Raw genomic sequence first — 17,369 nt, 5'->3', positions numbered from 1 at the left:
GACCGCAAGAGTCAGGAAGGAACTCCATGTAGCGAGGGAGCAGACTCCCTCGCCACAAGAGTGTGTTACTTGAGGAACGCCTGGAAGTCGGTACCCAGTTTGTCGATCGCCGCCTTGAAGTCCTTGGCGGTAATCTTCTGGCTTTCATTTTCCAGGGCAGTGCCGAACACCTTGCGCACCACTTTGGCCACAGTCTGGTTGCTCTTCGCGTCGACGAACTCGGCTTCGATGAACAGGGTGGTGTCCTGGTCACGGTGACCGGTGGCGGCCTGAGTCGCGCCGACAACGGCTGCGATCGGTACCACTTCATACCACTTCATGCCTTCGTTCTCGGCGTTCACCCCGGTAATCGCCGCACGCATGATCAGAGGACGGGAACCGGCCGGAGCGGACGAGGTGTTGGACACTACGCGGTACTTCTGACCCAGCGACGCCTTGGCCTTGCTGGTCATGTAGTTCTGAATGTCGGTCAGGGTCTGCTGGTTGACTCGTTCATCGGGTTTTGGCGCAGGGTAGAGTTCCAGTTTGTTGAACACTACGGTGTCATAGGCATTCGGGTTCCACGAAGGGCTGACCCAACGCATCGCGGTACCGCCGCTCGGCGTCTGGACTTCCTGCAGGTTGTTGTAGTTGGACAGGAAGCCTGAGTATTGCTCCTTCTCAGTCACTTTCGAGGTGCAACCGCCTAGCAGCAGACTGGCCAGCGTGGCGCCGACAAGCAGTTTTCGGGATAGATTCATAGTGGTGTTTACTCCTTGGAAGAAATCTTCGTTCTTTTGTTTACAAGACATCAAAATCGCCAGGTCATGTTCCCGGCCAAAGCTTGAATCCAGGCATTGTCGAATTGACCGGATACTCGATTGCCCGATACTGATTTGGTCTGCTCGACCGGCATGTCGCCGAGCCAGACCATGGCCCAACTGACGTTGACATCGGTGTCCTTGTTCAGAGCATAGGTGGCTCCTGTGGCAATGCGCCAGGATTCGTTCATCGGCACCACCACACTGCGGTTGCTGTCCGAGACGGCGCTGCTGTCGTAGGCCACGCCGAAGTTCCACAACCACTGCTCGGTGGCCTGGTATTGCGCGCCAAGGGAGAGGTGCCAGGTGTCCTTGAAGCCGGCGTCGACCGTTTTCGATTGCGCTCCAAACGCGGTGGTGTCGACCTCTACGGCGATGTCGCCGAACTCCGACCAGTCCTGCCAGTTGGCCGAGGCCAGCAGCGCCCATTGCCGGTCCAGTTGCTGGAAAAGGCTCAGGGTGACAGTTTGCGGCACCTTCATGTCGAGTTCGGTGTTGGTGTTGTTGACGCGCTCGAGCAGACGTCCATCGCCCTTCACATCGAGCCGGTCCTCGAAGTCCAGGTCGACCTGGCTGGTGTAGGTCAGGCCGATGCGCGTGCCGGGTTGCGGGGCGTAGATCACTCCCACGTTGGCGCCATAGCCCCAGGTGTTGTCCCGGTACTTGTATTGGCCGTCAGCGCGGTCAGTGAAGCCGAAAGGGGAGCGGTCGATGGCGGTGTCGGCCTTCAACATGCCGTACATGGCCTTGATGCCCAGGCCGACCGACCACTGCTCGTTGAAGCGATACGCCACGCTCGGTACCAGCGACAGTCCGAGCAGGCTGGAGTTCTGTGCGAAGTAGCGGCCGGACCAATCGTTGTCGTAATTGACCGCCAGCCCGAAGTCTCCGTACTGGCCGAAACCGACGCTCCAGTGCTCGTCCAGTTCATGGCTGATGAAGAAGCTGCCACCGGGAATCGGATCAAGGGCATTGCCACTGCCGCTGCCCGGGGTGTTGGTGCCGGAGTCGCGGTCGAAGCTAAGGTCGCCATACAGAACCTGCAAGCCGGCGGTGATTTGTGTGCCCGGCAAGTAACTCATGCCTGCCGGGTTACTGGCGATGGTTGAAGGGCCTTGGGCACGGGCGGCGGCACCGGCGTTGGCCAGGCCGGCGTTATCGGTGCCGATTTCATAGAGCATGATGCCGCCGGCCCAGGCTTGTTGGCAGCACAGGGCAAGTAGCGCAGAGGCGGGCAAGGTAGCTGTTTTTGTCGGCATTGAAATCCCTCAGCAATTGTCCATTTCGAATACGGGTGGACTGCACCAGCCACCCGTGGATTCGGCTGTTACTTGGCCATCTCTGCCCGAGCCTTGGCGATCTTGGCTTTAACCGAGTCGAGGTTGAAACTCGCGCCTTTTTGCATCGGCGGGAACTCGATCGCTGTTTCAGCCAGTTTGGCCACCTGCTGCTGGACGAACACGAAACGCCAGAATTGGAACTTGAACCAGTCGAAGTATTGTTGCGAACCCTGCGCGGCCTGATTTTCCGGCCAGCCCATGCGCTCGAACGGGTCGAGTCGAAGATTGGTCAGGTTCGGCACGTCCACATCAACTTTAGCCCCCAACCAGCCACCCGGTTGGTCAATGAAGCGATATTTGTAGTCGTCTATGCGCACTGCACCCAAGGAGCTTTCTCCGAAGTAGAAGACTTCATGCCGGTTCGACGGACCTTTTCCGGTGATCATTGGAGTTTGATCATAGCCGTCCAGGTGAACTTTGTAGGTGGTGTCGCCCAATTGTTTGCCTTTGAGCAGTTCGGCGGTGATGTTCGGGTTACCCGCCGCCGCGACCAGGGTCGGGAACCAGTCCATGCCGGACATGATGCCGTTGGCGATCTGGTTGGCCGGCACCTTGCCCGGCCAGCGAATGATCGCCGGCACCCGGAAGCCACCTTCCATGACCGTACCTTTGCCCATGGCGAACGGGGTGGTGCCGCCATCGGGCCAGGTGAAGTTTTCTGCCCCATTGTCGGTGGTGAAAATGACGATGGTGTTGTCGTCCATGCCGTCTTTCTTCAGCTTCGCCATGACGTCGCCAACGATGTCATCGAGCTGCGCCATGCCGGCCTCCTGTTCCGACCAGCCATTCTGCGAGTTGCGCATGGCTTCGTACTTGTCGGACAGGTGCGTGACGATGTGCATGCGGGTCGGGTTGAGCCAGACGAAGAACGGTTTGTTGTCCTGTTTGGCCTTGTCGATGAACGAGAAGGCCTTGTCGCGAATCTCCTCGTCGACGGTTTTCATCCGCTCCGGATAGAGCGTGCCGGCGTCTTCGATTTTCTGCTTGCCGACCTTGCCCCAGCGCGGCATCACGGTCGTGTCATCGGTGGTGGAGGCCCAGCTGTGGACCATGTTGCGTGGGCCCACGGTCGCGAGCAGTTCCTGCGGATAATTGGGGTGTGCCGGATCTTCCATGGCGTCGAGGTGATAGAGGTAGCCGAAGAATTCATCGAAACCATGGACGGTGGGCAGGAACTGGTTCAGGTCGCCCAAGTGGTTCTTGCCGAACTGGCCGGTGGCATAACCCATGGCCTTGAGTGCGGTCGCGATGGTGACGGCTTCGGCGGGAATACCCACGGGCGAGCCGGCCTGGCCGACGGTGGTCATGCCTGTCCGAATCGGCAGTTCGCCGGTGATGAAATTGGCGCGCCCGGCGGTGCAACTGGCCTCGGCGTAGTAGTCGGTGAAACGCATGCCTTCGTTCGCTAGCTGATCAAGGTTGGGGGTTCTGCCGGCCATCATGCCCTGGTTGTAGACGCCGATATTCGACCAGCCAATATCGTCGCCCATGATCACCAGGATGTTGGGGGCCTTGTCGGCGGCCAGGGTCAGGCCGGGAAACGCCATTGCAGACAACAACAGGGGTAGCGCAAACATCGTGGATAAGGTTGTTCGGTTCATATCGAGCTCCTGCGTACTAGCGTGAGTACATCGAGACGAGCCCCCAACCGTCGTTGAATTTCGTAACCCCCCGCGAAGAGCGTAGGTTTGAATGGCGAAATATCCAGCAATGAATAGTCAGAAAGCATTGTTTTCGGCGCTTTGCATCGAAATGGCGTTCCGTTAAAGGCGCCGGTCAAATCAGGCGGCGAGCGATACTCGCCGCCTCAATCGTCATTACCGGGCGCTAGTGGCGGCCAGCAAGGGTGCGATTTGCTCGTCGGTCAATGCGGCGTGCACGTCCATGCTCATCAGGTCGTTCCACTCCAGCACCCATTTTTGAATCGGCACCAAATCGCTCGCCTCGGCAATGCCGAAACCGGCTGAACTCCCTACCGCGTGCCAGCGTCCGTGCATGGTGACGCCTGCGGGCGGCGCGCCACCGGTCTTGAGAAAACGTGCGATTGCGGCATCACGGTTGTCCGGGCTGATTGTCCAACTGACGATGAATAACATCGGCCACCTCCTGTTACGGATTGGCACCGGTCTTTATGCGCGTACCTGGCTGGCGCCGGGGCCGTGGCCGCGCTGTGGTTTCCAGTTCCGTCCTGGCTGGCTTGCGGCAAAATCTCCCATGGAAGGCATAGCAGTGCACCGCGATTCCTGTACGACCGCTGATCCTGTTCCGGTGACTATTCGAGGGGGTAACAGATGCTTGTTTCACCAGCGAAACATCGGCAGCGGCCGCAGCGGCGAGCGGATGAATTGCCGGGCTGAAAGCTTCATCAGCATCGAGTGAAAACCGTGATCGGGAAAGGTCGCATGCACGGTTTTGATGAAGCTTCGGGGCAAACCGAAACGCACCAGGCCCAGCGACACATCCACCAGATCAGCCTGGCGGAAAGGTTCGACGCTGTCGGCGTAAGCGCCGCGATACCGACGCAGCTTGTGATGCTCAAGTATCAACGCACTGACTTCATCCTTCAGTTCCGGTCGTTGCTGGTTGTCGAGGTACTCAGTGGCCAGGGCAATGGATGGCGGCAGGTAGTCAAGGGTGTCATCGGTCCAGATACCCAAGTCATGAAACGCCGCCGCGATTTGTACGGCTTCCGCGGGCAGGCCTTCGGCACCGCTGAGGGCACCATGGAAATTCAGCACCCGGTAAATGTGGTTGCGGTAGCCCTGCAGGTCGGCACCGATGGCCAGGGCGTACGTGGTGAGAATCTTGTCGGTGAGGGGGAATTCGAGAAGAGGTTTCATCAGGCGTCACGCAACAGGTCGTTGGCATTGAGCAGTTCGTAGGCAATCTCCGGGCGCTTTTCCATGGCTCGGCGAATGGCGGCGGGTATGTTGGCGCGGGTCTTGCGGCACAGCCCCGGCAGTTCGCCAATCTGGATACCGATGCCGCGCATGGTGCGCACTTCATTGAAGCCGGGGGCGATGTCCACGCGGATACCCAACTGTTCGAACATGCGCCGTTGCACGTGCGCAAGATCGCTCAGGCTCTGCAGGTTTTCCAGGCGTTCGATCAGGCGTTTTTCTTCGTTGCGGGTCAGAAACAGAATGCGCAGGTCCGCCCCCGGTGTTTCCAGCAACGGGTCACGCCCGCAGTCGCAGGCGCCGGGCGGGCAGGGTGAGCGGATCGCAGCGGTGGTGGTCATGGGGATCAATCATAGAGCGCTATGATCGAATTTGCCCATAGGGATTTTTGGGGGATGCAAAGCAATGTGGGAGCGAGCTTGCTCGCGATGGCGTCTTGTCAGGCACAGTGATGTTGACTGCAAAAACGCTATCGCGAGCAAGCTCGCTCCCACAGGTGTTGCGGTGAACCTGCGTGACTTATTTCAGTACCAGCATCCGATAAACGCCATCTTCGACTTCGATCCCGTGGGTGTCATGGGTGAAGCCGGGGAAGGATTTGTCGAAGGCTTCCAGTGCCTTGAGATACGCCAGCAACGGACCGTCCGCAGGCCCCGCGTTCTCACCCGGCATGAGCAGCGGGATGCCTGGTGGATACGGCACGATACCGGTCGCGGCAAGACGCCCGGCGGCTTCGTTGAGCGTCACCAGCTCAATGTCGTTGCGCACCAGTTTTTCGTAGGCCTCCACCGGGCTGAATTCGGCTTTTGGCAGGGTGCCGAAGGCCTGGGACATGTTGGCGGTGGTCTTGTGTTTCTTCATGGCGGCGAAGATTTCGTCGGCCAGATCCTTGAGGCCCATGCCGGCATAGCGTTGCTGATTGGCGTTGTACAGATCGGGCAGGCACAGCTCGAGCTCGGCGTTGTCGTCGTAATCGCGCTTGAAGTCGAGCAAGGCATTGAGCAGCGTGCCCCATTTGCCTTTGGTGATACCGATGGAGAACAGGAACAGGATGGTGAAGTCGGTGGTTTTCTCGACCACGATACCCTGACGACCCAGGTACGCGGTGACTACGCAGGCGGGGATGCCGTTGGCGAGCAGGTTGCCGTCGTCGCCCATGCCCGGGGCAAGTACCGAAACCTTGATCGGGTCCAGCATGCAGTAGCCGTCTTCGATGTCACCGAAACCGTGCCATACCGCGTTCGGGTGCAGGACCCAGCAGTCCGGGTCGGTTTTAAGTGTAGCCGGGTCGACCTCATGGAACGGTACGGTCGCTGCGCCAACCTGTACGGTCGGCGGCTGCCAGCAGTTGAAGAACCAGTCATCCTTGCTCAGCATCTCGTTGTGCATGCGCGAGAGCACCTGGCGGAAGCTGATGGCTTCTTCAATCGATTCGCTGGTGAGAATCTGCCCGCTCGGCGCTTCCATCATCGCCGAGCTGACGTCGCAGGACGCCATGATCGCGTAGTTCGGCGAGGTCGAGGCGTGCATCATGTACGACTCGTTGAAGCGCGCATGTTCGATCGGGTTACGGCCGTTGCGCACGTGGATCATCGAGGCCTGGGACAGGGCGGCCAGCAACTTGTGGGTTGACTGGGTGGCGAACACGGTCGGCTTGGACTTGTCGTGATCGGCCGGGTCGCCGTGCATGGCATGGCGTCCGCTGTACAGCGGGTTGAAGCGCGCATAACCGTACCAGGCTTCGTCGAAGTGCAGGCGGTCAACGCTTTCGCCCAGCAGCTCTTCGACGCGGGTGACGTTGTAGGTCAGGCCGTCGTAGGTGGAGTTGGTGACAATGGCGTGCACCGGCGTCGGGTCGATGCCTTGCTTGACCAGCGGGTTGTTGGCGATGGCGGCTTTCACGCCTTCGGCGCTCAGGGTCTGCGGCAGGATCGGGCCGATGATGCCGTAGCGGTTGCGGGTCGGCACCAGGTAGGTCGGAATTGCCCCGGACAGGGTCATCGCATGCTCGGCGGACTTGTGGCAATTGCGGTCACACAGGGCGATCTGGTTGCGCGTGACGCTGGCCATGAGGATGACGCGGTTGGACATCGACGAACCGTTGGTCACGTAGTACGTGCGGTGCGCGCCGAAGACCTTGGCGGCATAGCGTTCGCCTTGGCCGATAGGGCCACTGTGATCCAGCAGGGAGCCCAGTTCGCCGACCGAGATCGACAGGTCGGAGCGCAGCAGGTTCTCGCCGAAGAACTCGTAGAAGGCCCGGCCTGCGGTGCTTTTCAGGAATGCCGTGCCACCGGCATGCCCCGGGGTGTGCCACGAGTACTCATAGGTGCGGGCAAACTTCACCAGCGCGCCGAACATCGGCGGCAGGGCGGCCTGGCGATAGCGTTCGATGGCCGCCAGGATGCGCCCGCTGAGGAAACGGGAGGTGTCCTCGGGCAGCCAGATAAAGTCGTCGGCGTGTTGCATGACCAGCAACGGAATGCTCGACGCGGTGGTACGGTCACTGATCAGGAACACCGGCACACGTGTGTTGCGCTCGCGCAGTTTGACCAGCAGTTTGATGCAGTCGGCATGGCCTTCGCTGGTGTCCATTTCCCAGCGGATGAGCACGCATTGAACGGCAGGGTCCGAACGCAGGATCGATGCGGCATCACTGAGGCTTTCCGAGGCCAGAACACTGACACCACGTCCCTCTACGTCGTGGACCAGTTGGTCCAGGGCGCGGCCGAACACAGTTCGCTTGTCCGGCGGACTGCTGACCAGTAGCGCCAGCATGCCCAGCGAGTGTTTATATTCCGTCATGCTTGAACCTCCATAGTGGCTGTATTCAGATTATTCACCGGCACTGGCTCGGCAGTGAGGTGCTGCGCGCTGACGGTTTGCGTCGGTACGCTGTTGTTGAGTGCTTCGAGGCGGATCAGGCGATTGTTGACGAAGCCGAACAGGGTGTAGCCGACGATGGTCGCCACGCCGCCCAGCATCAGGGCCTGCTCACCGGAACTGTACAGCGCCAGGTAGCTGTAGGCCGCCGCGATCAGGGCAATGACGTTGGTCACCAATGCCTTGCCTTCCGGCACGTTGGAGACTTTCTGCATGGTCATCAGCGCGGCCATGGACAGGATGTAAGGCACCAGGTTGGTCACCACCGCGAGATTGACCAGGGTATCGAACTGCTTGCTCAAGTCGGGGCTGATGGTGAGCAGGGCCAGTGCGGTCTGTGCGGCGAGCAGTACCAGCATGCCGACAATCGGGGTTCCCGCCTTGTTGGCCTTGGCGAAGATCGACAGGAAGTAACCGGTGTCCGCCGAGCTTTTGTACACCTGGGCGATGGTGAACTGCCAACCCAGCAGCGAACCGATGCAGGCGAGCACCATGGCCGCCATCACAATGTCGCCGACCATCGGGGTGAACATCTTGGCGAACACCAGGCCGAAAGGCGCGGTGGACGCGACCAGTTCTTCGTTGCCGACGATACCGAAGATGACGTTGGTGGAGACGATGTAGATCACCGCCGCACCCAGGGTGCCGCCCAGCACGGCAATCGGTACGTTGCGCTCAGGGTTTTCCACCGCGTCGGTGTTGGCGCAAGCCGATTCCAGACCGAGGAAGGCCCACAGGGTGATTGCCACCGAGGCACCTGCCGCTTCGAACCAGCCCTTGTCGTGGGGGTTCCAGCCAGCGGCGTAAACGCTGCTGTCGAACCAGAACCAGCCCACCGTGGATACCAGCACTACCGGTGCAATCACACCCCAGACCGTGATCGCACCGATCCGGCCGGTAATGCGGGCGCCGCCAAAGTTGGCGAAGGTGGTGATCCATAACAAGGCAATAGTCGCCAGGCCTACTTGCAGCGAATCCAGTTTTATCCCGAACAACACCTGGATATAGCCGACCGCAGTAATACTGATCGCCACATTGGCAATCAACAGCGAGAGACCGTAGGTGTAGTTGGTGATGTAGTTACCCGCTTTACCGAACGTGTATTCGGCATAACCGCCCATGCCGCCGGTCTTGCGGCTGAGCATCCCGCATCGCGCAAAGGCGTAGGCCAGAGCGAGGGAACCGGTGGCCGTCACAAGCCAGGAGAGGATCGAAATTGCACCGACTTCCGCGAGTTTCGTCGGTAGAAGCACAATGCCGGAGCCCAACATGTTGACGGCGGTCAACATTGTCAGTTGCCCCACACTCATTTTCTTTGCGACTGACATTCCGTTGCCTCACTTAGTTGGCGATTGAGAGTCTTAGCTATAGCAAAGGATTGAAAACTCGCAAGAAATGACATTACCCATCTCGTTTTCGCATTAATTTGCAGAAAAGGCACGATGCTGGCCCCCAAGTTTAAAAATCCTCAGCAAAATTAGTTCATTTTCAGCTAGTTAAATAGGTCAAGATGCGCAAGACATGGATCGCGTTAATTCCGCTAGTTGCTGCGGGTATAGCCTGTTCGGCTCAAGCCAAAGAACTGGGCAGCAATGATCAGTACATGTGCAGTTGGGGTGCAGGCACCGCTGCAAGGGCACAGGAACTCAAGCTTTCAGGCGTTTCTCTGTATGCCGCCCGCCAGAAAATCCAGGTCTACAAGTTCGCCAAAACCTGGATGCGCATGATGGCACTTGGCATTACAGAGCAAACTTATGACAGTCCGTCGCGATTCAAACCGACTGCTGTACGGCAGAGCTTTTATGAGGACTGCGTCAGGTACAAGTTGGCGCGTAAATAAAGAAGAAACGGGCGCCGGTCGGATCGACCACGGTGTGGGCGTGTGACGTCTATATTGATTGACCATCCCTGCGTCCAGATGGGGTGTTAAAACCGGTTTCTTACAACTCAATCAGGAGGTCACCATGAGCCAGATCGATAAAGTGTTGTACACCGCCAAAACCCACACCACGGGCGGGCGCGACGGCGCGTCCCGCAGCTCCGACGGGATCCTCGATGTGAAGCTGTCGTCGCCAGGTGCGGGCGGTGGCGGCACTAACCCCGAGCAACTGTTCTCTGCCGGCTGGTCAGCCTGTTTTATCGGCGCCATGCAGGTTGCGGCCAGGGAAATGAAAGTGGCGCTGCCCAAGGATGTGGCCGTCGATGCCGAAGTCGACCTGGGCACCAATGAAGGCGGCTACCTGCTCCAGGCGCGGCTCAATGTCAGCCTGCCAGGTCTGGATCGCGAAACCGCACAAAAAATCGTCGACACCGGGCACCAGTACTGCCCGTACTCGAAAGCCACGCGCAACAACATCAATGTCGTGCTCAAGCTTGTTTGAGTTGACATGAAAAGGTCTTGATCAAAAAAAGATCGCAGCCTGCGGCAGCTCCTACGGAATCGGTGTAGGAGCTGCCGCAGGCTGCGATCTTTTTTGTGTTGCGATACTGCGAGAAAATCAATTCATCTTGCTGTGATCATGCATCATCGAGCCGTGATCCATGGTGCCAATCGCCTTGGCAACGGCTTCAACCTGAATCGACTCTTTCTCACCCCTGGCGTCTTCCACGGTCAAGGTCAGCGGTACCTTATCGCCTTCCTTGATCTGGCCCGTCAGGTTCATGAGCATGATGTGGTAGCCGTGGGGATCGAAGCTCACCGCTTTACCGGCCGGCAGTGCGACAGACTGCACTTGCTGCATTTTCATCACGTCGTCTTTCATGCTCATTTCATGAATCTGCACAAGCTTGGCAACGGGCGTTTGCACGCTCAGCAGTTTACTGTCGCTGCTCGCGGTGACGGTCATGAAGGCACCGCTCGACGGTTGACCGGCCACGGTGGCGCGGACCCAGGCGTCTTCGACCCGGGTTTGTGCCGACACCTGAAAGGCCAGGCTGATCAGGGACAAACCCAGTGCCAGTTGCTTGCAGCGTTGTGCGAAACGGTTTTCCGCCTGCGGGGCATTCATTTCAGCAAACCTCCATCACGGTGAGCAGGTCTTCTGCGCACTCTTGGGCCGTCAGGGACGTGGACAGTCCCAGGCGCAGAGTGCCCCGGGAGTCGAAGACATAGCTGGTCGCGGTATGGGAGAGGGTATAGGTATCGCCGCTCGGGACTTTTTCAAAGAACACGCCGAATTCCTTGGCGGTGGCGGCGGTTTCTTCCAGGGTGCCGTACAGCGCTTCGAAACTCGGGTCGAAGGCTTTTACGTATTTATCGATCATCTCTGGCGTGTCGCGCTCAGGGTCCAGGGTGATGAAGATCACCTGCAGCCTTTCGCCATCGCGGCCCATCAGTTTTTTGGCCTGCGCCGCGCGGGCCAGGGTGGTGGGGCACACGGCCGGGCACTGGGTGAAACCGAAGAACACCATCGGCATCAGGCCGCGATAGCTGCCCAGCATCCGGGTTTCGCCCTGAGCGTTCTTGAGCTTGAAGTTGCGCCCCATGATCTTGTCGCTGAGGTCTTTGCCGTACTTGAACGACAGCTTGCTGCTGTCGTCGCAACCGGCGAGCAGGCCCAGGCTCAACAGGCCCATGCCTTGCAGGACGGTTCGGCGGGTATACAAAGTACTCATGGAAAAAAGCATCCTGTTGAACAGGCTGAACTGACAGCGTGATGGCTGTACAGACGAAAAAATCGCGGGGATGTTAACAAACTGTGCCGGTGCTGGAGGGGCGGATACGACCATTGGACCGACGCAGAGGCGTGACATAGTGTCGCGCCGTCTGGGTGAAAGTGCTCTTGTGGCGAGGGCGCTCGCCACAGGCAAGCCCCCCTTGCCACAATGTTTCGTCTGGGTTTAACGACGCAGCTTCGCGCAATGATCCTGTTCCGGTTGCGCAGCCGTGTACCACACGTAATCCGCACTCTCGGCGGTCACGGTCTTGCCTGCTTCGGCCAGGATCAGCACCGCATTCCCTTCACCGGCACCGAGGTCCTTCAGGTGCAGTGGCACCCCCAGGTCCTTGCTCACGTGGAAGGCGCCGGCCAGCAACAGCGCCGGTGTCGGCGCAGCCATCAGGCGCTCGGCCATGCGCCGGTCACGCTGTTGCTGCACGGCGAGCATCGCTGGCATCTGCGCTTCCGGCAGCAGGCCGCAGTGGGACTTGCGAATGTCATCCAGCAAGGTCGCCTGCACCTGTTCAGTGGTGGACGCTTGCCCCGTGAGTACCGGGCGCTGTTTGTAGATCTGCATGATCTGCGCGCGGTCCAGGTTCGCCGCCAGCAGTGGATAGGGTTGGCGCAGCGCGTAGGTGACGAGTGCGCCATAGACGCTCCAGTCCCAGTTGGCCTGCCAGGCCAGCGCCTTGAACGCATCGGCCGGTGGCTGGCCGGCGCGGGTTTCTGATTGCGCGGCATCGACCCTGGCCTGTTGATCGGGATTGAGCATTTCCATCAGCAGGCTGCCCTGGGCGCGTTGTGCCCCCAGTTCGCGGAGCAACCACAATTGCAGAGCGTGGTGGTCCGGGTTGTCGTGCTGTTCTCCGACCAGAACACGCGGCGCAGTAGCCAGGCGTTCGACCAGTTCTTGCGGGGTCAGCGTGCGACCGCTGGCGAGTTCGCGGATGACGCCGAGGTCGGCGTGATCGCGCCCCAGCGGGGCAATCGGCGCCGGGGGCGGCGTTACAGAATGGGATTGGCAGGCAGCCAACAGGCTGAACGCACACAGCAACAGAAAGCGCATCGTTTTTCCTTAATAGATAGAAGCCCCCTCGATCAAGGAAGGAGGGGAGCGGTATCAGCGCGCGATGATCAACGGGTGGCCACGTTCCGGATGTTGGTGAATCAGCACTTCCAACCCATACACCGCCGCCAGCGCTTCGGCGGTCAGCACCTCTGCCGGTGGACCGTAGGCGTGGGGCAGGCCCTCTTGCAACAACAGCAGTTGATCGCAGTACCGCGCGGCCAGGTTGAGGTCGTGCAGGATCACCAGCACCGCGGCTCTACGCTCGGCGAAGTCGCGCACGGCTTGCAAAATGGTGTGCTGGTGCAGCGGATCGAGCATCGACGTCGGTTCATCGAGCAGCAGGGTTTGCCCTTCGGCACCCGGCCAGAGTTGAGCGAGCACCCGCGCCAGATGCACGCGCTGGCGTTCACCGCCGGACAGGGCCAGGTAGCTGCGTCCGGCCAGATGAAGGGCGTCGGCGGCTTTGAGCGCCTCGGCGACGATTTCGGCATCGCGCACGCGGCCGCTGGCGTGGGGCAAGCGACCCATGCCGACGACTTCATTGACTGAAAACGCAAAGTTCAGGCTCGAACTCTGCGGCAGTACGGCCAGGCGTTTGGCCCGTTCCTGACCCGGCCAGTCGGCGAGTGGACGCTCGTCGAGGCTGACCGTGCCTTCGCTGGTCGCCAGTTCGCCGCATAAAGCGTTGAGCAGGGTGCTTTTGCCGGCGCCATTCGGTCCCAGCACACCCAGCACTTCACCGGGGCGCAACTCGATATCGATATTCGCCAGTACCGTGCGGTTGCCACGACGTACCAGCAAGTTGGTTGCCCGCAGCATCAGGAACGCCCTCGCACCAGCAGATAAAGAAAGAACGGAGCGCCGATCAGTGCCGTCACGATGCCAATGGGTAATTCGGCCGGCGCCAACAACAGGCGCGCCGCCAGATCGGCCAGCAACAGCAGGCTGGCACCGGCCAGCAACGACGCGGGCAGCAACACCCGGTGATCCGGACCGACCAGCAGGCGCATCAGATGCGGCACCACCAGGCCGATAAAACCGATCAGGCCGGCCGCCGCGACTGCCGCGCCGACGCCGAGCGCCGTGCACAGCACCAGCTCAAGTTTGATCCGCTCGATGTCGAAGCCCAGGTGACGGGCCTCCGACTCGCCCAGCAGCATTGCATTGAGTGCCGCCGCCCGCCGTGGCAACCACAACGCCACGCCCACGGTGACGATCAGCAACGGCCACAGGCGCGGGTAACTGGCACCGTTGAGGCTGCCCAGGTTCCAGAACGTCAGGGTGCGCAGGGTCGCGTCATCGGCCAGGTAGGTGAACAGCCCGACCCCGGCACCGGACATGGCCGTCATCGCCACACCCGCCAAGAGCATGGTGGCAACGTCGGTTTGCCCGTTGCGACGACCAAAGCGATACACCACCGCCGTGACGATCAAGCCCCCGGCGAAGGCGCTGACCGACAGCAGGTAGGGTTCGATCGCAGGCGGCAAGCCACCGAGCAGGCTGCCGCCGACGATGGCAAGGGCGGCACCGAGCGCCGCACCGCCGGAAACACCGACCAGACCCGGATCGGCCAAGGGGTTGCGGAACAACCCCTGCATTGCCACGCCGGACAGCGCCAGTACCGAACCCACGGCGATGCCGAGCAAGCTGCGCGGCAGGCGAATCTGCCCGAGGATCAGCTCCGCCTGTTGCGTGTCGCCGCCGTCCAGCGGCAACCCGAGCAGGCGCATCCCGGCCAGCAAGGTATCGCCCAGCGGCAGGCTGACCGGCCCGAGGGCCAGGGACAACCAGAACACCAGCACCAACAACAGCGTTAGAAAGATCAGCGTCGGACGCGGCCGAAAAATGGCCGTCATTGGCTGATCCCGGCGGTCTGCGCTGTGGCGTCCGGGTAGAACGCCGTGGCACAGGCCAGGAGTGTTTTGATACGCATCGGGACTATTCCTTAGCCGATCAGAGGGGGGGGGGGCGGGCATCGAAACCTTCGTAGCGGGTGATGATGCCATCGACGCCCGGCTTACGCACACGCCACAGTTCGGTCACACCAGTGGTTTTTTCAGGTGCAGGTTGAACATCGGGGCGAGCGCGTTGAGCCAGTTGTTCATCCAGCGCCGGTGGCGCAGCACCTCCGATCATGAGAAGAACTTGTGATCATCACGATTAAAATGAGTTTGTCTCACTCGCTAGCACTGTCGACAATGGCCCCATTGAACGCATTGGAGTTATTTGACATGGCTGTGGCCCATTCCCTTGGATTTCCGCGCATTGGTCGCAACCGCGAACTGAAAAAAGCCCAAGAGGCGTTCTGGAAGGGCGAGCTCGACGAAGCCGGTCTGCGCGCCGTTGGCCGTGACCTGCGCAAGACCCACTGGGACTTGCAGAAAAAGGCCGGCATCGAGCTGCTGCCGGTCGGCGACTTCGCCTGGTACGACCAGGTCCTGACCCACTCGTTGATGTTCGGTGTGATCCCTGAGCGTTTCCGCCCGCACGATGGCAAGGCCAGCCTGCAAACCCTGTTCGGCATGGCTCGCGGTGTGAGCGACAGCTGCTGCGGTGGCGCGCACGCCCAGGAAATGACCAAGTGGTTCGACACCAACTATCACTACCTCGTGCCTGAATTCAGCGCCGATCAACAGTTCCAGCTCGGTTGGGATCAACTGTTCGAAGAAGTCGAAGAAGCCCGCGCACTGGGCCATAACGTCAAGCCGGTGATCATCGGCCCGCTGACTTACCTGTGGCTGGGCAAGGCCAAGGGCGCCGAATTCGACAAGCTGGAGCTGCTGGATCGTCTGCTGCCGTTGTACGGTCAAATCTTCCAGCGCCTCGCGGCACAAGGCGTTGAATGGGTACAAATCGACGAGCCGATCCTGGTCCTCGATCTGCCGCAGGACTGGAAAAACGCCTTTGAGCGGGCCTACAACCTGATTCAGCGCGACCCGCTGAAGAAGCTGGTCGCCACTTACTTCGGTGGCCTGGAAGAGAATCTGGGCCTGGCCGCCAATCTGCCGGTGGACGGCCTGCACATCGACCTGGTCCGCGCACCTGAGCAGTTCCCGACCATCCTCGATCGCCTGCCGGCCTACAAAGTGCTGTCGCTGGGTGTGGTCAACGGCCGTAACGTCTGGCGCTGCGACCTGGAAAACGCCCTGGCCACGTTGCAGTATGCTCACGAGCGTCTGGGTGATCGCCTGTGGGTCGCGCCATCCTGCTCGCTGCTGCACAGCCCGGTCGACCTGGGGCGTGAAGACAAGCTCGATGTCGTACTGAAAAGCTGGCTGGCGTTTGCCGTGCAGAAGTGTGAAGAAGTCGCGGTGCTGGCTCAGGCTGTGAATGAACCGGAAGCGCCGAAGGTGCTTGAAGCGCTGACTCAAAGCCGCGCCGTGCAGGCCAGTCGTGCCGCATCGCCACGCATCCACAAACCGGCCGTGCAGGCGCGGGTTGCCGCCATCACCGCCAGGGACAGCCAGCGTCACTCGCCGTTTGCCCAGCGTATCGAGAAACAGCGCGCTGGCCTGAACCTGCCGCTGTTCCCGACCACCACCATCGGTTCGTTCCCGCAAACCGCGTCGATCCGTCTGGCTCGCCAGTCGTTCAAGCAAGGCAAGCTGACCGAAGCCGAATACACCGAAGCGATGCACAGCGAGATCCGTCATGCCGTGCAAGTGCAGGAACACCTGGGCCTGGACGTGCTGGTGCACGGTGAAGCCGAGCGTAACGACATGGTCGAATACTTCGCCGAGCAACTCGACGGTTATGTGTTCACCCGTTTCGGCTGGGTCCAGAGCTACGGCTCGCGCTGCGTGAAACCGGCGGTGATCTACGGTGACCTGAGCCGTCCGAAAGCCATGACCGTGGAGTGGATCCGCTACGCCCAAGGCCTCACCGACAAAGTGATGAAGGGCATGCTGACCGGTCCTGTGACCATGCTGATGTGGTCGTTCCCGCGCGAAGACGTGACTCGCGAAGTGCAGGCCCGCCAACTGGCCCTGGCGATTCGCGACGAAGTGGTCGACCTGGAAGCCGCCGGGATCAAGATCGTGCAGATCGACGAAGCCGCGTTCCGCGAAGGCTTGCCGTTGCGCCAGGCGCAGTGGCAGCACTACCTGGACTGGGCGACTGAAGTGTTCCGCCTGTGCGCCTGCGGTGTGCGTGACGAAACCCAGATTCACACCCACATGTGCTACAGCGAGTTCAACGATGTGATCGAGTCCATCGCCGCCATGGATGCCGACGTGATCACCATCGAAACCTCGCGCTCGGACATGGAACTGCTGGACGCGTTCGAAGCCTTTGCCTACCCGAACGAAATCGGCCCGGGCGTGTATGACATCCATTCACCACGGGTGCCGGACTCCTCGGAAATGGCCAACCTGCTGCGCAAGGCCGCCAAGCGTATTCCCGCCGACCGCCTGTGGGTCAACCCGGACTGCGGCCTGAAAACCCGCGGCTGGCCGGAAACCGAAGCGGCACTGGTGCACATGGTCAATGCGGCGCGTCAACTGCGTAAAGAATGGGCCTGACGCTTTAGTGGGGGCGCCACTGAAACCTGTAGGAGCGAGCCTGCTCGCGAAGGCGGAGTGTCAGGCGACACCGATGCTGAATGTGCCGGCCTCATCGCGAGCAAGCTCGCTCCCACAGTAATTTGGGTGGTTCGCAGATTTTGCGTACAGCCGCTGAACCTGTGGGAGCGAGCTTGCTCCTGTGGGAGCGAGCTTGCT

The 17,369-nt window shown here is 60.5% G+C and carries 16 protein-coding genes and 1 pseudogene; 3 read left to right on the top strand and 14 right to left on the bottom strand.

Annotated elements, in window-relative coordinates:
* Positions 1–65: 65 nt before the first annotated feature.
* The 8 genes from AC1D1M_RS13630 to potE all read right to left on the bottom strand — a co-directional run bounded on the left by AC1D1M_RS13630 (position 66) and on the right by potE (position 9,251).
* Entirely contained in the window at positions 66–740 is a 675-nt protein-coding gene (locus AC1D1M_RS13630; RefSeq protein WP_477776022.1) for a DUF3313 domain-containing protein, read from the bottom strand.
* Between the two features lie 50 nt (positions 741–790).
* Positions 791–2,059, bottom strand: a complete 1,269-nt coding sequence (locus AC1D1M_RS13625; RefSeq protein ID WP_477776021.1) for an OmpP1/FadL family transporter — start codon at positions 2,057–2,059, stop codon at positions 791–793.
* A 68-nt stretch (positions 2,060–2,127) separates the two neighbouring features.
* Positions 2,128–3,741, bottom strand: a complete 1,614-nt coding sequence (locus AC1D1M_RS13620; RefSeq protein ID WP_477776020.1) for an arylsulfatase — start codon at positions 3,739–3,741, stop codon at positions 2,128–2,130.
* A 216-nt stretch (positions 3,742–3,957) separates the two neighbouring features.
* Complete coding sequence (locus AC1D1M_RS13615; protein ID WP_477776019.1) at positions 3,958–4,236, bottom strand: DUF3303 domain-containing protein; 279 nt, start codon at positions 4,234–4,236, stop codon at positions 3,958–3,960.
* Positions 4,237–4,440: 204 nt separating this feature from the next.
* Positions 4,441–4,980: an HD domain-containing protein gene (locus AC1D1M_RS13610; RefSeq protein WP_477776018.1), complete on the bottom strand. Its 540-nt coding sequence runs from the start codon at positions 4,978–4,980 to the stop codon at positions 4,441–4,443.
* Positions 4,980–5,381 carry a hypothetical protein gene (locus AC1D1M_RS13605; protein WP_477776017.1) on the bottom strand — a complete coding sequence of 134 codons (402 nt, stop codon included), beginning with the start codon at positions 5,379–5,381 and terminating at the stop codon, positions 4,980–4,982. The genes AC1D1M_RS13610 and AC1D1M_RS13605 overlap by 1 nt, the downstream gene beginning before the upstream one ends.
* 178 nt (positions 5,382–5,559) lie before the next feature.
* Entirely contained in the window at positions 5,560–7,845 is a 2,286-nt protein-coding gene (locus AC1D1M_RS13600) for an Orn/Lys/Arg family decarboxylase (protein WP_477776016.1), read from the bottom strand.
* Complete coding sequence (potE, locus tag AC1D1M_RS13595; RefSeq protein ID WP_477776015.1) at positions 7,842–9,251, bottom strand: putrescine-ornithine antiporter; 1,410 nt, start codon at positions 9,249–9,251, stop codon at positions 7,842–7,844. Before potE ends, AC1D1M_RS13600 begins: the two co-directional genes overlap by 4 nt.
* A gap of 182 nt (positions 9,252–9,433) precedes the next feature.
* Between potE and AC1D1M_RS13590 the strand changes: the two genes are divergently transcribed.
* Together AC1D1M_RS13590 and AC1D1M_RS13585 are read left to right on the top strand one after the other, a co-directional pair.
* Positions 9,434–9,763, top strand: coding sequence for a hypothetical protein (locus tag AC1D1M_RS13590; protein WP_477776014.1), 330 nt, complete (start codon positions 9,434–9,436; stop codon positions 9,761–9,763).
* Positions 9,764–9,887: 124 nt separating this feature from the next.
* Positions 9,888–10,304 carry an organic hydroperoxide resistance protein gene (locus AC1D1M_RS13585; protein WP_477776013.1) on the top strand — a complete coding sequence of 139 codons (417 nt, stop codon included), beginning with the start codon at positions 9,888–9,890 and terminating at the stop codon, positions 10,302–10,304.
* Positions 10,305–10,421: 117 nt separating this feature from the next.
* Here the strand turns inward: AC1D1M_RS13585 and AC1D1M_RS13580 are convergent, their stop codons facing one another.
* From AC1D1M_RS13580 to AC1D1M_RS13555, 6 genes and pseudogenes are all read right to left on the bottom strand, one after another.
* Complete coding sequence (locus AC1D1M_RS13580) at positions 10,422–10,931, bottom strand: copper chaperone PCu(A)C (RefSeq protein ID WP_477776012.1); 510 nt, start codon at positions 10,929–10,931, stop codon at positions 10,422–10,424.
* 1 nt (position 10,932) lies between these two features.
* Positions 10,933–11,538 carry an SCO family protein gene (locus AC1D1M_RS13575; RefSeq protein ID WP_095945888.1) on the bottom strand — a complete coding sequence of 202 codons (606 nt, stop codon included), beginning with the start codon at positions 11,536–11,538 and terminating at the stop codon, positions 10,933–10,935.
* Positions 11,539–11,763: 225 nt separating this feature from the next.
* A complete protein-coding gene (locus tag AC1D1M_RS13570; RefSeq protein WP_477776011.1) occupies positions 11,764–12,648 on the bottom strand; it encodes a ChaN family lipoprotein in 885 nt (294 codons plus the stop codon).
* A gap of 54 nt (positions 12,649–12,702) precedes the next feature.
* Positions 12,703–13,470 (bottom strand): heme ABC transporter ATP-binding protein, encoded by a 768-nt coding sequence (locus AC1D1M_RS13565; protein WP_477776010.1) that lies wholly within the window; start codon positions 13,468–13,470, stop codon positions 12,703–12,705.
* Positions 13,470–14,453, bottom strand: a complete 984-nt coding sequence (locus tag AC1D1M_RS13560) for a FecCD family ABC transporter permease (protein WP_477776184.1) — start codon at positions 14,451–14,453, stop codon at positions 13,470–13,472. Before AC1D1M_RS13560 ends, AC1D1M_RS13565 begins: the two co-directional genes overlap by 1 nt.
* Positions 14,454–14,622: 169 nt before the next feature.
* Positions 14,623–14,747 (bottom strand): annotated as a pseudogene (locus AC1D1M_RS13555) (hemin-degrading factor); the annotation flags it as partial.
* Positions 14,748–14,882: 135 nt separating this feature from the next.
* On the opposite strand from AC1D1M_RS13555, the gene metE reads away from it, so the two are divergent.
* Positions 14,883–17,171, top strand: coding sequence for a 5-methyltetrahydropteroyltriglutamate--homocysteine S-methyltransferase (gene metE, locus AC1D1M_RS13550; RefSeq protein ID WP_477776009.1), 2,289 nt, complete (start codon positions 14,883–14,885; stop codon positions 17,169–17,171).
* The last annotated feature ends 198 nt before the right edge of the window (positions 17,172–17,369 follow it).

The organism is Pseudomonas sp. P1_F7 (assembly GCF_056405655.1).
The sequence above is the reverse complement of the archived record's forward strand: the minus strand, read 5'-3'. Positions and strand labels throughout refer to the sequence as shown.

Coding starts and splice junctions, on each gene's coding strand:
- AC1D1M_RS13630 (WP_477776022.1), bottom strand. CDS start 740: ATGAATCTATCCCGAAAACTGCTTGTCGGCGCCACGCTGGCCAGTCTG.
- AC1D1M_RS13625 (WP_477776021.1), bottom strand. CDS start 2,059: ATGCCGACAAAAACAGCTACCTTGCCCGCCTCTGCGCTACTTGCCCTG.
- AC1D1M_RS13620 (WP_477776020.1), bottom strand. CDS start 3,741: ATGAACCGAACAACCTTATCCACGATGTTTGCGCTACCCCTGTTGTTG.
- AC1D1M_RS13615 (WP_477776019.1), bottom strand. CDS start 4,236: ATGTTATTCATCGTCAGTTGGACAATCAGCCCGGACAACCGTGATGCC.
- AC1D1M_RS13610 (WP_477776018.1), bottom strand. CDS start 4,980: ATGAAACCTCTTCTCGAATTCCCCCTCACCGACAAGATTCTCACCACG.
- AC1D1M_RS13605 (WP_477776017.1), bottom strand. CDS start 5,381: ATGACCACCACCGCTGCGATCCGCTCACCCTGCCCGCCCGGCGCCTGC.
- AC1D1M_RS13600 (WP_477776016.1), bottom strand. CDS start 7,845: ATGACGGAATATAAACACTCGCTGGGCATGCTGGCGCTACTGGTCAGC.
- potE (WP_477776015.1), bottom strand. CDS start 9,251: ATGTCAGTCGCAAAGAAAATGAGTGTGGGGCAACTGACAATGTTGACC.
- AC1D1M_RS13590 (WP_477776014.1), top strand. CDS start 9,434: ATGCGCAAGACATGGATCGCGTTAATTCCGCTAGTTGCTGCGGGTATA.
- AC1D1M_RS13585 (WP_477776013.1), top strand. CDS start 9,888: ATGAGCCAGATCGATAAAGTGTTGTACACCGCCAAAACCCACACCACG.
- AC1D1M_RS13580 (WP_477776012.1), bottom strand. CDS start 10,931: ATGAATGCCCCGCAGGCGGAAAACCGTTTCGCACAACGCTGCAAGCAA.
- AC1D1M_RS13575 (WP_095945888.1), bottom strand. CDS start 11,538: ATGAGTACTTTGTATACCCGCCGAACCGTCCTGCAAGGCATGGGCCTG.
- AC1D1M_RS13570 (WP_477776011.1), bottom strand. CDS start 12,648: ATGCGCTTTCTGTTGCTGTGTGCGTTCAGCCTGTTGGCTGCCTGCCAA.
- AC1D1M_RS13565 (WP_477776010.1), bottom strand. CDS start 13,470: ATGCTGCGGGCAACCAACTTGCTGGTACGTCGTGGCAACCGCACGGTA.
- metE (WP_477776009.1), top strand. CDS start 14,883: ATGGCTGTGGCCCATTCCCTTGGATTTCCGCGCATTGGTCGCAACCGC.